This window comes from Deltaproteobacteria bacterium (assembly GCA_021737785.1).
Taxonomy (GTDB): domain Bacteria; phylum Desulfobacterota; class DSM-4660; order Desulfatiglandales; family Desulfatiglandaceae; genus AUK324.
The window spans coordinates 20,881-33,979 of record JAIPDI010000054.1 but is presented as its reverse complement, the minus strand read 5'-3'; the positions used below and the strand labels follow the sequence as shown (position 1 = coordinate 33,979).

Below are 13,099 nucleotides of genomic sequence, written 5' to 3'. Positions count from 1 at the left end.
CTGAAGCATCCGATAATTATCGTCGGATATCAGGTTTTGAATTTCCTTTGTAAAAATGGAGGTTTCGATAAAAATCATGACTGGATTATACGCCATTGGCGTATTTTGTCAAGACTTACTTGCTCATGAGCAGCCAACGCAAAACTCACTTGCCGCATTTTTCGCGGTCAAGTGGAGTGAATGCCATATTTTGAAACCACTGAAGGACAAATTTTCAATTTCTTACCTTCTTGGTGGGTTCTAGCCCCTGCATTTGTTCTATATGTGGGGTTTGTATTTTTTCTTGTCTGTACGGCATGGATTGATATGAAAAGTAGGTAAGAACACAGGCTGCTAGAGCAGCAACAACAGCAGCAGTTACAGCAATTATATTTGCACGGAATGATTTCTGCAAAATCCTGTGTTGCTCTTGAAACATGGCGTGCCTATCGCGTGCCTCTTTTTGTTCCTGCTGATAATCACCGAGAGTGCGCCAGGGATTATCACCAGTCGGAGGGTTTATTAAATAAACACGTAAACTTTTTTTCTTACCACTCATATCTGTTTCAAAAGCTGAATCATCCATGTCTATTTCTCCATAACGGCTGCGTCACGGGCGGCATGGCCCTCGCCGTCCCGTGCACGCGGTGGCTAAATCCAAATAGTCAATTTTCATCTCTTAGAAAGCCACCATTTTGAAATCTTGGTAAAGAGCGACCGTATATTTATGCTAATCCCCATGAACCCTGGCTTGACTTCAATAATATCTTGATCCTGTTTGATTTGGAACTGACCCGTTGGTGATGGAGCAGGTGCTGATAATATTTGTGAGTATGCTGGACATTGTAAATAGTGCAGAGGAGATACACTCGCCCAGCTCCACCGCCAATCATTCGGGTAAGCTTTTTCCCCCAATTGTCTGTGAGCAGCTTCGATATCAATTTCATCGGCGTACTCATGTAATGAAACTGCGAATAAACCGAAGATGTCATAGCTTACCTCCGGACAAAAATTAGAAAAACCGGTCGCTCTGCCGTCGGGACCAGAAATGCCAGTATCGTGTTCAGCTAATGCGGGTAGAAGATCGCTCTTGGCCCAGAAAGAATCAAGCTCCTTGATTTCTTCTTCATTTATTTTCGTTGTTATGTTTGCTTCACCAAGCAGATAAAGGCTTGCATAATACCGGTAACAGCGGTGGACATTGGCATATGGGCATCGAGGTTGTACTTTTTTTTGTTCGCTAATGCCGGTGTACCAATCTACGTCAGGATAAATATAAGCCATAGTTAAAGGTATGGGTGCTGCATTTAACCCACAAATAACCGGCTGGCAATAGGCGCAGAGCGAAGCGGCGCGGCTTTTGCCAGTCCGAGTTAATTTGCATTGTTAGCCATTAAATTTGCTTTCCTTTTGTATTGACTATCATGTCAATAGACGGGGCTTCCCGTGTTTTTCTTCTGTACCGGAATACCAAGGCTACTGTTGTACTAGAAAAGACACCAACAAAGAAAGATATAAGAATATCAATCCATTTCCTTTTTTGTTGAGCTTTCTCGTATTGCTTTAATACCAATTCTATTTTGTCATTCTCTATCGATACTACTTGTTCCAGTTCCGCCTTTTCTTCTCGTAGGCTGGAAATATCCTGGTTAAGGTTTTGAAGCAAATCTTTTTGCTCTGTGACATAGCCCTGAAGGTTGGAAAGAGAACTCTGTATTTCACTCAGATTTGTTATTTGAGCTGAAATGTCTTTTGACGATTCACCTTGAAATAGGCTTCTTATTATGCACCTCCTGCTTGGATTTCGTCGACTACGTGAGGTTGATTATTATCGGGATGACCCTCTGGTGCTTCGTCTGATGGGCCTCCGAAAATTGCCGGATGTTTCTACGATCTCCAGATCCCTCGCTCAAATGGAAGACGATGGGGTTGAGAATGTGAGAGATCTTTCCCGTACACTTGTTATCGAAAGCCTGAAACGGGAGGCATTGCCCAGATTGACGTTGGACTTCGATGGTTCAGTCCTGACGACAAAAGGGCACGCTGAGGGCACTGCCGTTGGCTTCAACAAACAGAAAAAGGGGAGTCGCAGTTATTACCCCCTATTTTGTACGGTGGCACAAACACACCAGTTTTTCGACATGCATCATCGCCCTGGAAACGTTCACGATTCCAATGGCGCTGCCGGATTCATGATCAACTGTTTCAAAAAAGCGCGACATGAACTTGAAGGCGTCACCCTTGAGTCCAGGATGGATTCAGCCTTTTTCAGCAAGGACATTCTGAGCAGCATCGGCGGTCAGCATATCAAGTTTTCAGCCTCTGTTCCTTTTGAACGATTCCCGGAGCTCAAGGACCGGATCGAACAGCGAAAACGGTGGAGAACTATTGACCGTGAGTGGTCCTACTTTGAGACCAAATGGAAACCAAAATCGTGGGATACCCACTACCGATTCATTTTGATCAGAAAGAAGGCTCGAAAACAACATAAGGGTCCCCTGCAGTTACATCTATTTGAGCCACGTGATTTCAATTTCGACTACAAAGTCATTGTAACGAACAAAACTGAATCAACCAAGGCCGTGGTTCAATTCCATAATGGGCGGGGTTCCCAGGAAGCCATCTTCGGAGATGCAAAAGGAGACTGCGGCCTGAATGTTATTGCAACCCGAACGCTGGCCAGGAATCAAATATATACCCTTTGCGCTATGATGGCTCACAATTTATCCAAAGAAATACAGATGCTCGCAAAGCCTCCCGTCCAGAGGAGAGCCCGTCCCAAACGACCAGCGGCTTGGGAATTCAATACTCTTGATAGCTTGAGGCATCGCTTTATTCAGCGAGCAGGCCGCCTCACCCGCCCTCAAGGAGAACTCACCCTCACCATGAGTGCAAACAAAGCTGTCAGGAAAGATTTGCTCCATTTCCTGGATGTAGTTCGTCAGGCAGCATAAGCCATTTTATATGAATTAACCTGCTTTTTTATGCAACATTAGGGATGACTCGAATTGCGTCAAACAAACCATTGATGCGCCAATCAGGCAATGACCAGAAATGAGCTGCCAAATACCCTTGGATAACTTGAACTGCCATTCTCGGACGATGCAAGAGGTCCAGAACCCATGTGATTCCCTCCCATACCGGCCCTCCGGCCGCTACGCGTTGAACACGCTCAGACTTAAGTGCAGTATTGGGGCTAATGTGTAATCCGGCCATAATACCATCGAAGTCGCCTCCCAAACATCCTGTCTTCATCAGGAAAGCCCTGATCAAATTTCTGACCTCTCTCGGATCACGCGTCTCGATTTTGGCAAGATATAAATCTCGATGCTCTGTAGAGGGAAAGCAGTAGTCAGGATAAAGGCTCTGGCTCCTTTCCTCCTCCGGCATGAGGATGATCTTGAGCCAAGATTCAAGAGACAGCTCTTTGGCCTCCACAATCGGTTTTTCATCAATTGTTGATTCCATTCTACTCCACATGCCCAACGATGAGGTCAGGGGCAGCCAGGGCTTCCACTGACTTCAATAAAAACGATTGATTTTCAATATACCGACACATTCCAAAATCGGCACGGCCCTGGCTGTCACCTGGACTGATATGTTCGCCGATTCTAATTCCCGGCGCTCATTTTTGGCCAGTGTCTTGCGCCAGCTTCTTGAGCAAGCGTTTGCTCTGAAACACGATAGACCTTATTTCTCTTTTCTCGTACTGGGTGAGATTTACGTAGTTTCCTGTGTCTAAAGCAAGAAATCGGATAACCTGCATGACATCGACAACTATTCTGGGCATACCACTGGTTTCGATTATCCAAGCGCGTGGTCCGTAATGTTCAAAGTTATTCCGCAACATCTTGTGCAGCGTTTCCACAGAAGTTTTTTGCGAATCTGTCATTACGAGGATTTTGCTTTGAACGGTCATGAGCATCCATTGGGGATCTTGACACCGCTTGAGGGCCTCGGGAAAACTGATGATTTCATGGGTTTTCTCATACAGATTTATCACTGCATCTTGATAGGCGCTGTCGTTCGAAAGGCCAAGTAACTGATTTGCGACCTGCAAAGTCATTATCCCCTTATACTTAAGTCGGCGTTTAGACGAACCGTCTACAGCCTTGAAATGGGGTGGCAACGATTTCACGTCTAAATCATTAGGGATGCTTTCAATATGCTCCGAAACCTCTCTGCCCGCCTTCATCACCCGATGGGGGTTTGTTCCTTTGAGAGCACAAATAGCAAAGCCATAGAGGGCACCATCCAACGAAATAATGGCCCATTTCCACGCGACACTATCCGAACAGACCTTACCCAAATATTCATGGGCCTTCCGGAGGTAGTCCAGTGCGTTTCTCTCTTCCGACAGAACTAACAGATTGGCATGTGATAAGTTTCTATGCATTCATCTTTACCATGGCGAACGGGCTCTTCAGCCGCACGGCTTTTTGTGTCGGCTGCAAGAGCGAGGTTATGCGCACTCGACGATCCTTAGATTCTTTTTCATTTCTTCCCGGTCCTCGGTCCACTTGCCGTCCCATGAAATGTCAACGCTGCGGACATCCGATTCTGAAACATCGGAAGCGGCGACGAAGGAAAGGCGAACTGCTTCCCCGGGTAGAATGGATCGACGCATGTTGTTTGGGAACCAATACGAGCGAAGCGAAATTTCTTTCTCGTTTTGATGGACGCACGCGAACGTCGCTATCTGCGGTGGTCCGATTGTCTGGTATTGAGCCATAAACTGAGGCCAACGCCACATTACCTGCACAGGTCCGCTGAATGGTTCTTCGACCCAAAATCCGTCGGGCGCCTTACGCTCGATTTTGGAGAGTAGGACCCGGACGTTGGCCGCAGGATTCGAGCGGCTCTGGTTGGAAACCTGCAACAGGTAATACCAACCTTTCACACCCGCATTGTTGGGCGTGACGGATGGTTCAAAAAGCCTAACTTGCAGCTTGGGCGACGACCAAAGCTGTCGAATCTTTTCGCCAAACAAAGCTACCATGACGGCAAGGAACGTCGCCAAAGCACCGGCAATACCGACCACAATCGACCATTTCTCAAATAACGTCATTTTCGTTGATCATCGCTCCTTGTGAGCATAACGGTTAGCTCACCGGCCAAATGCGAGCGCAGCGAGTATTTTGTCCGGTGAAGCTACTTGTTAAGCGAATTTTCATGAACAATACCAAGCACAAATGAGTTTTTTCCTTTGCACTCCGGGCAAGTCCATTTGGCTCCCAGACGGATTTCCTTTTCCCAGACAACAATTTTTTTCGTGCATTCTTTGTTTCCACACTCTATTTCATGTTGCATAGGCTCCCACATATATTGTTTATCGCCAGAACTGTTTATTCGGTAGGATGCGTCACAATTAGAACACTCAACATTTATGGAATTTTCTCCTTGCGGAATTCTTTTTCTGATTTTTTTACCACATTCCGCGCACTCAATTGAGGAAAAGACTCCAAGTGTAGAATTAGAAACAGGAGACGATAGTACTTTATCTAAATACGCTCTTATTTCTTCACATCGCTTCCGTAACTTGTCGTGGTTTACTGTTTTACCCGCTTTTGCGCTTTTTATCGTTAGAATGTGCAGAAAACTACCAAGCGCATCGTAGTGTTTTTTTAACACCCCCATATTTAGAACAGTTTCGGTTCCCAGTGAAGTCATTTTTTTAGCCGGGACTCCATACTCTTCTTCTAAACCGAAAGCTATTGTACTGTCCTTGTCGGCCAAAGGCTCAATTTCGAGAAGCACTGCCATTACTTTCTTCGGTTGCCAAGTATCGTATTCATCAGTTGGAAATTCTTCTTTGAAAGCAGCCGCGCGATCGTAAGTAACGGCCTCCATGGCCATCCTTAGCTCAAGAGCGGCATACTTCAGATTTGAATCAGTTCCTTTTTCTAACTGCTCTGTAGCTGCCTTAAGATGCTCTCGCGCAATGCCCCTATAGTTCATGTATCCATCTCTTGTCGCTTAACATAATATTATTTGACACGTCTGGCGATGAGATTATAATATTCAAATGGAAAAAACAACGCAAAAAGTACCACTGAGGCGCTCTTTTACGCGTATGGCTGTTTGATGTCAAGAATGAAACATATTGATGATATGCGACATGGAGATGTATCATATGAGGGATAGCCAGTTGAAGCAATGTGAGGTCGCTCCGTTTAATCCCAACCCCAAGTGGCCCAGCGGATATTTCCAGGTGCTCGAAGAACTGGGCGTGGAAGAACAACGCCGCCCCTTCTATGCCTACTGAGTGCGCCAATTCTTTAGCCGGCAAGAGAAGGCCAAACACCGGCGAGGATTTGGCCGGGGGGAAATCGAGACCTTTATCCAAGGTCTGGCTTCGCAAAATGGTGTGGCGGACTGGCAGGTCTCCCAGGCAAGAGATGCCTTGGAGATCTATTACGAGCAGTTTCGCGGAATAGCACTGGAATCTTCGGAGACAATGGCCGCCGGGGCGGTCCGAGAAAAGGGGACGACCAAGAGGGCGAATCGAATAGCGGGACCTCGTGCCCTTGATAAATCTTCGCCTGTGCCGAATTCGCAAAAAGGAACGCCGGACCAGAAAACGGACATGGGTAAGCTGGAGGAAGCCGTTCGGACGGCCCTGCGCACGGAACACTATTCGTTGAGAACTGAACAGGCATACCTTCAATGGATCCGGCGCTTCGTGGGTTCTCATCGGGGGAAGCGGCCTTCCAGTATGGGCGGGGTTGAAATTCATCAATTTCTGAGTCATCTGGCGATTAACGACCGTGTCGCAGCCAGCACACAGAACCAGGCGCTGAATGCCATTGTCTTTCTATACCGCAAGGTGGTGAAAAAGGATCTTGGAGATTTCAGTGACCTCCCGCGTGCCCGCCGTCCGAAGCGTCTTCCGATCGTGCTTGGCCGCCAGGAAGTGCAGGCGCTTTTGTCGCAAATGGACGGCGTGGAGGGTTTGATTGCCCGTTTGATTTACGGCACCGGAATGCGGATCTCTGAGGCACTGAGGCTCCGGATTCAGGATTTGGCGTTTGACCGTAACGAAATCACGGTAAGGGCTGGAAAAGGGGATAAGGATCGAAGGGTCCCTTTCCCCGCATCCCTCAAAGCTGAACTGCATCAACATCTGGACGGCCGGCGACACCAATATGTAGAAGACCGCAAAAAGGGGATGCACGAAGTCGAACTCCCCGATGCTTTGGCCCGGAAGTACCCCAATGCGCCTTACGAATGGAGATGGCAATTTGTTTTTGCTGGTGACGATTACTCCGTAGATCCCCGTACCCGCACCCGGCGCCGGCATCACCTTCACCAGGTTCGGGTGCAGCGCGCGGTCAAACGGGCCGCGACCCGGGCAGCCATCACGTCTCGTGTTAGCCCTCACACGCTCAGACATTGCTTTGCAACCCATTTGTTGGAAGCCGGCCAGGACATCCGAACCGTTCAGGAACTCCTCGGCCATGCGGACGTCTCTACTACGATGATTTACACCCACGTCTTCAACAAGGGGCCGATGGGTGTGGTCAGTCCGTTGGACACCCTGTGATGCGGGTGCGGCGCACCGCGCAATGCGCGCGACGACCCTCCTCCTCTTGTTGGGCCGATATTCGGTTTTGGTTAAAATGGCAAATAGTCGTGACGGTGGTTCCGGCTCCCGACAGGCTGGCAACACGCCCACGAGGAGCCGGCTGTGGGGTATTTGAGGGGGTGGTTCATAAGCTGAAGGCTCAAAGTCCAAGGCTCAAAGCGATGAGGGGCATCGTTTATGGAACATGATGGACAATTAAGGGCATGCTATTGAAAATCGTGGCAAAGTCAAGGGAAAATGACAAGCGGGGGCAGTAAAGCCCGTCGGAGTGACCAATGGATCGGTTCATGGCCTGCTGTTTTCAAGAGCGGCACCCATTGCGGAGAGAGGTTCATATCAATAACAATTTTCATGCTGTCCCCGTAGCGAAAGGGACTTCCATTTCTTCAACACGCCATGCCGCGTAGTTTAAGGCTTGTTCAATATCTGCAGTCTCGAGGTATGGGTACATGTCCAATATCTCACGCTTTTCATGGCCGGAAGCAACTAAGCCGACAATCATGCCTACTGTTACCCGCATCCCCCTGATGCAGGGCTTCCCTCCCATTATTTCGGGATGAAACGTGATTCGATTCAGTTCTTTCATTTCTTCCCCCTATCTTTTCAAGATGTTGTCCGACAGAATAGCCTCGAAGAAGAAAACTTACCAGCCTCCGCCATCTCCCCACGGATACTTTCCGAATTCGAAAAAGGCTCTGGCAACCCGACCCTCGCTACACTAGAAAAAATCGCCTCGCCGTTCGGCCTCGAGGTTACGTTCCTGCCGCCTCAGTCCTGGAGAATGAGACCGGACGTGCAACATCGGGGAGCAGGTTTTGAAGATTGAGATAATGTTAATTGGAATGCTGTGTGTTTTCGTGAATTACTTTAGATAGATTGTCAGAAATCCATGTATTGAGGCTTTTTCCAGCTTTTTTGGCTTCGATAGAAATGGTCTTATGAAGTTCAGGCTCGACACGGACAACGAATTTCCCAGAATATGGCTTTTCAGGTTCTTCGCCGCGAGATACACAAAAATCAAGGTAATCGTCAATAGAGTCACGAAATGCTTTACGCAATTGGCTGACTGTTTCGCCTTGAAAGGTTACCACATCACGTAAGTTTATTACTTCACCATAAAAGATATTCGCCTCATCGTCAAATTCGACTTTCCCAAAATATCCTTTATATTCCATCATGATATGACTCCCGCTTCCTGTAAAAACCTTCTTACTGATTTCACAGCACCCTTTTCTGTAGCCCGATTGGGATGCGGCCGATGAAAAACTGCCTTTACATCGTTTAAGACGATTCTGACCCGCGAACCTCGTCCTTCAGATATCTCTCCTCCAAGGGCAACAATCAATGATTCGACATCAGACCATGGGATGTCTGAACGCTCAGGTTTCTCGAGTATCTTACTCAGGGTCTGCCGTTGCTTTTTATTCATTGGATTTATGATACTACAGTTTGATATCAAGTCAAGCGGAAGTCAAGGGCATTTGACAACGAATGGCCAAAAATCAGGTCAGGTGGGTATCACCTCAACGAGATTGCAGTGGAAGGCGCTCCCCTTCCCCATGTCGGCCGGGGCGCGATGTGCGTCAAGGGCAGTCGTGCGGGCACACCGAGCGCTTATACGCGATCATGATCCTTCTCCGGTGGGTGGGAGGCCGTGACTCTCCGTGGTATCTTCTCTGCGATAGGAATGCGGTGGATCTCTTCTACCTTTCTGTCAGGATCTCTTTGAAATAGGTGATGGTCTTTTCAAGTCCTTCTTCAAGTTCTGTGGCGGGTTCCCATTGAAGCCGCTCTTTGGCCAGGGAGATATCGGGCCGGCGCTGCAGCGGGTCGTCCTGGGGAAGGGGTCTGAAGACGATCTGAGACCGGCTCCCGGTCACTCCGATGACCTTCTCGGCAAGTTCCAGCATGCTGAATTCAGAGGGGTTTCCCAGATTCACCGGGCCAGTGAAGCCATCCGGGGCATTCATCATCCGGATCAGCCCCTCTATCAGGTCATCCACATAACAGAAAGAGCGCGTCTGGGACCCGTCGCCATAGACCGTAATATCCTCTCCGGTCAAGGCCTGCACGATGAAGTTGCTCACCACACGGCCATCGTTAGGGTTCATCCGGGGGCCGTAGGTGTTGAAGATCCGGACCACCCGGATGTTGACCCGGTTCTGCCGGTGATAATCAAAGAAGAGGGTCTCGGCGCAGCGCTTCCCCTCATCATAGCAGGAACGGGGACCGATGGTGTTGACATTCCCCCAGTAGGCCTCCGGTTGGGGATGGATGGCCGGGTTCCCATAGACCTCGCTGGTTGAGGCCTGAAGGATCTTGGCACGAACCCGCTTGGCCAGGCCCAGCATATGGATGGCGCCCATGACGCTGGTCTTTATGGTCTTGACCGGGTTGTATTGATAATGAATAGGAGATGCGGGACAAGCCAGATTATAAATCTCATCCACCTCCAGGAATATGGGATGGACCAGGTCATGCCGGATCAATTCAAAATTGGGCAATCCCATCAGATGGCGGATGTTTTGCTTGTCGCCCGTGAAGAAATTATCCAGACACAATACATCGTGCTCCTCCCGGGTCAGACGATCGCAGAGGTGCGATCCCAAAAATCCTGCCCCCCCGGTAACAAGAATGCGCTTCTGATCTTGCATCATTTCGGGATCCTTTTCAGAAATGCGTCAGGGCCGGCTTGCCGATGGGAAAGACATTGAAGCCGATCTCAAACAACGCCTGGTGATCCAGGATGTTCCTGCCGTCGAAAATAAAGGCAGGTTTGGTCATGCTCCGGTAGATCTTTTCAAAATCAAGCGTCCGATAGGTCCGCCATTCGGTCATTACGGCGATGGCGCTGCACCCCACAGACGCCTCATAGGGGTCCTCGACATAAGAAATATCGCCGGCGATTCCTTTCAGATCCTTCATGGCGTTTTTGAGTGCCTCAGGGTCGGTGATGACCACCCGCGCCTTTTCTTCGATCAACCGCTCTGCCACAAAGATGGCCGGGCTCTCCCTGGTATCGCCGGTATCGGCCTTAAAGGAAAACCCGAAGAGGCAGATCCGTTTATCGGCCAGGGTGTTGAACATAACATTCAGCATCTTCAGCAGGAAACGTTCTTTCTGATAATCGTTGATCCGGACAACCCCCTCCCAGTAATCCGCCACCTCCTTGAGATCATAATGTCGGCAGAGATAGACCAGATTGAGGATATCCTTTTTAAAACACGATCCCCCGAAGCCGACGCTGGCGTTCAGAAACCTGCTCCCTACCCGGCTGTCCATGCCGACGGCCCGGGCAACCTCCTCGATGTCCGCATCGGCCTTTTCACAGAGGGCCGATATGGAGTTGATGGAGGAAATCCGCTGAGCCAAAAAGGCGTTGGCAACCAGCTTGGACAGCTCGCTGCTCCAGATATTGGAGGTGATGATCCGATCTCTGGGCACCCAGTTGGCGTAGATGTCGACAAGGACGTCTCTTGCTCCAAGCCCGTGGGACGTCTGAGTCGATCCGATGAGGACCCGATCCGGGTCCTCCAGGTCCCTGATGGCCGTGCCCTCGGCCAGGAACTCCGGATTTGACAGGACATCGAACCGGACGCCGTTATCTTCGCACGTAAGAATCCGCTTCATGGCCTGAGCGGTCTTCACCGGCAGGGTGCTCTTCTCCACAATAATCTTGTTGGATCGGGCGCATTTCCGTATCTGTCTGGCGGTCTTGTCCCAGTACTGAAGATCGGCCGCCATCCCCGCCCCGGCGCCGAATGTCTTGGTGGGCGTGTTGACGCTGACAAAGATGATCTCGCATTCCCGGATCCCCTGTTCGACATCAGTGCTGAAGAAGAGATTCTTTCCCCTCACCGCCTTGACGACCTCATCCAGGCCCGGCTCATAGATGGGGAGTTGGTCCGAGTTCCATTCGGCAATTCGCTCGGGGTTGATATCTACGACGGTCACCTTATATTGCGGGCACTTGAAGGCGATCATTGCCATGGTGGGGCCGCCCACATAGCCCGCCCCGATGCAGAGAATGTGTTTTTCAAAGGTCATCGTGATGTCTTCTCCGGAAGTGGCTGTCCGCTGAAGGATCACCAGTGAATGAAATCCCATCAGCCAAATTTTGTTACATTAACAAATTGAGTAACAGGAGTCACTGAAATTGTTTGACGCCGGATGTCAGGTTGGTCTAACTTGTCGCCAACTGGAGGGAAGAGGAGATACCGGGTGATGGGTCTGTTATACACTATCTATATACTTGTAACTGGAGGCCTGTTTCTCTTTCTCCTCCCTTTTTTCCTCATTTATACCGGCGTCACCGGACGATACCGCCGTCATTTCAAAGAACGGCTGGGGCTCCTTTCACGTCAAGCACATCCTGGGCCGGGAGGTGGCCCCACAATCTGGATCCATGCGGTTTCTCTGGGGGAAGTCACAGTGGCGGAGTCGATCATCGGGGCCCTGCGCGAAATCATGCCCGAATGCGCCATCATCATCTCCACCACCACCGAACACGGCCGGGCCCTGGCAGAGGAACGTTTCAAAATCGATATTCCGGTGGTGTACGCGCCGGTGGATTTTGCAGGGTGCGTCCGAAGCGCCCTCTGCCGGGTCAGGCCGGATGTTATGGTCTTTCTTGAGACGGAGATCTGGCCGGCCTGGCTTTCAGAGGCACGGCGTCTGGACATTCCGACCGCTCTGATCAACGGCAGAATTTCGGTGAGGTCCATTAACGGATATCGCAAACTGCGCCCCTTCTTTAAGGACGTCCTCAGAAAGGTGGACGCATTCAGCATGATCTCAAAGGAAGATGCGGCCCGCATCCGGTCCCTGGGCGCTCCGGCCCGTCACATCGCGGTCAACGGAAATGCCAAGTATGACCTCCTCGCCCGGGTCCCGGATGCCCACCTGGAGACCGAGATGCGGCAGACCCTGGACCTCGATGCATCCCATCAGGTGATTGTGGCAGGCAGTACGCGGCAGGGAGAAGAGGAGATCCTCCTGGATGCCTACGTGAAGGCACTGAAAAGGTTTCCGGAGACGATCCTGATCATCGTACCCAGGCATATCAACCGTACCGGCGACATCGTAGAGATGGTTCACCGCCGGGGCCTGACCTGCCAACTAAGGACCGAAATCGAAGAGGGGAGGTCCGGACGAACCGAAAAGATCATCATCATAAACACGTTCGGCGAGCTGTTTAAAATTTACAGCGTGGGATCCATTGTATTCTGCGGCGCCAGCCTGGTGCCCCTGGGGGGACAGAATCCGTTAGAGCCGGCGGTCTGGGGAAAAGCCGTGTTGTACGGCCCTTCCATGGAGGACTTTCTGGACGCCAAAGACCTGCTGGAATCGGCCGGGGCCGGCATACCGGTTTCCAGCCCTGACGAACTGATTGAAAAAATCCTGTGGCTCTTCGACCATCCTGAAGAAGCCAAGGGCCTTGGCGAACGTGCCCGAGAGGCGGTGCTCAGGAACCGGGGTGCGGCCTCAAAGCATGCGAAGGTGATCGCAGGACTCATCAAAGGCCCTTGATCCCCT

The 13,099-nt window shown here is 50.2% G+C and carries 14 protein-coding genes and 1 pseudogene; 4 read left to right on the top strand and 11 right to left on the bottom strand.

The genetic code is table 11. The annotated features are described in order from the left end of the window. Positions 1 to 214: 214 nt before the first annotated feature. On the bottom strand, positions 215 to 565 hold the full coding sequence (locus K9N21_20300) for a hypothetical protein (GenBank protein MCF8146255.1): 351 nt from the start codon (positions 563 to 565) through the stop codon (positions 215 to 217). A gap of 86 nt (positions 566 to 651) precedes the next feature. Further along, positions 652 to 1,263 carry a hypothetical protein gene (locus K9N21_20295; protein ID MCF8146254.1) on the bottom strand — a complete coding sequence of 204 codons (612 nt, stop codon included), beginning with the start codon at positions 1,261 to 1,263 and terminating at the stop codon, positions 652 to 654. Between the two features lie 494 nt (positions 1,264 to 1,757). Here K9N21_20295 and K9N21_20290 point away from each other — a divergent pair. Next, positions 1,758 to 2,933 (top strand): annotated as a pseudogene (locus tag K9N21_20290) (IS1380 family transposase). Between the two features lie 28 nt (positions 2,934 to 2,961). On the opposite strand, the gene K9N21_20285 reads toward K9N21_20290, so the two are convergent. The 4 genes from K9N21_20285 to K9N21_20270 all read right to left on the bottom strand — a co-directional run bounded on the left by K9N21_20285 (position 2,962) and on the right by K9N21_20270 (position 5,937). Next, a complete protein-coding gene (locus tag K9N21_20285) occupies positions 2,962 to 3,447 on the bottom strand; it encodes a hypothetical protein (GenBank protein ID MCF8146253.1) in 486 nt (161 codons plus the stop codon). 157 nt (positions 3,448 to 3,604) lie between these two features. Then, positions 3,605 to 4,375: a hypothetical protein gene (locus K9N21_20280; protein MCF8146252.1), complete on the bottom strand. Its 771-nt coding sequence runs from the start codon at positions 4,373 to 4,375 to the stop codon at positions 3,605 to 3,607. Positions 4,376 to 4,441: 66 nt separating this feature from the next. Beyond that, entirely contained in the window at positions 4,442 to 5,047 is a 606-nt protein-coding gene (locus tag K9N21_20275; GenBank protein MCF8146251.1) for a hypothetical protein, read from the bottom strand. Between the two features lie 83 nt (positions 5,048 to 5,130). Continuing rightward, positions 5,131 to 5,937: a hypothetical protein gene (locus K9N21_20270; protein MCF8146250.1), complete on the bottom strand. Its 807-nt coding sequence runs from the start codon at positions 5,935 to 5,937 to the stop codon at positions 5,131 to 5,133. A gap of 628 nt (positions 5,938 to 6,565) precedes the next feature. On the opposite strand from K9N21_20270, the gene K9N21_20265 reads away from it, so the two are divergent. Next, positions 6,566 to 7,522: an integron integrase gene (locus tag K9N21_20265; GenBank protein ID MCF8146249.1), complete on the top strand. Its 957-nt coding sequence runs from the start codon at positions 6,566 to 6,568 to the stop codon at positions 7,520 to 7,522. Positions 7,523 to 7,913: 391 nt separating this feature from the next. Here the strand turns inward: K9N21_20265 and K9N21_20260 are convergent, their stop codons facing one another. Next, on the bottom strand, positions 7,914 to 8,150 hold the full coding sequence (locus K9N21_20260) for a DUF433 domain-containing protein (protein ID MCF8146248.1): 237 nt from the start codon (positions 8,148 to 8,150) through the stop codon (positions 7,914 to 7,916). Between K9N21_20260 and K9N21_20255 the strand changes: the two genes are divergently transcribed. After that, complete coding sequence (locus K9N21_20255; GenBank protein ID MCF8146247.1) at positions 8,121 to 8,390, top strand: helix-turn-helix domain-containing protein; 270 nt, start codon at positions 8,121 to 8,123, stop codon at positions 8,388 to 8,390. The two genes, K9N21_20260 and K9N21_20255, sit on opposite strands and share 30 nt — an antisense overlap. 7 nt (positions 8,391 to 8,397) lie before the next feature. Here K9N21_20255 and K9N21_20250 read toward each other — a convergent pair whose 3' ends face one another. From K9N21_20250 to K9N21_20235, 4 genes are all read right to left on the bottom strand, one after another. Further along, positions 8,398 to 8,739, bottom strand: coding sequence for a type II toxin-antitoxin system HicB family antitoxin (locus tag K9N21_20250; GenBank protein ID MCF8146246.1), 342 nt, complete (start codon positions 8,737 to 8,739; stop codon positions 8,398 to 8,400). Further along, positions 8,739 to 8,993, bottom strand: coding sequence for a type II toxin-antitoxin system HicA family toxin (locus tag K9N21_20245; protein MCF8146245.1), 255 nt, complete (start codon positions 8,991 to 8,993; stop codon positions 8,739 to 8,741). Before K9N21_20245 ends, K9N21_20250 begins: the two co-directional genes overlap by 1 nt. A gap of 274 nt (positions 8,994 to 9,267) precedes the next feature. Next, complete coding sequence (locus K9N21_20240; GenBank protein MCF8146244.1) at positions 9,268 to 10,221, bottom strand: SDR family oxidoreductase; 954 nt, start codon at positions 10,219 to 10,221, stop codon at positions 9,268 to 9,270. Between the two features lie 13 nt (positions 10,222 to 10,234). Then, positions 10,235 to 11,611, bottom strand: a complete 1,377-nt coding sequence (locus K9N21_20235; protein ID MCF8146243.1) for a nucleotide sugar dehydrogenase — start codon at positions 11,609 to 11,611, stop codon at positions 10,235 to 10,237. 174 nt (positions 11,612 to 11,785) lie between these two features. Here K9N21_20235 and K9N21_20230 point away from each other — a divergent pair, with 174 nt between their 5' ends. Further along, on the top strand, positions 11,786 to 13,093 hold the full coding sequence (locus K9N21_20230) for a 3-deoxy-D-manno-octulosonic acid transferase (protein MCF8146242.1): 1,308 nt from the start codon (positions 11,786 to 11,788) through the stop codon (positions 13,091 to 13,093). Positions 13,094 to 13,099 lie beyond the last annotated feature (6 nt).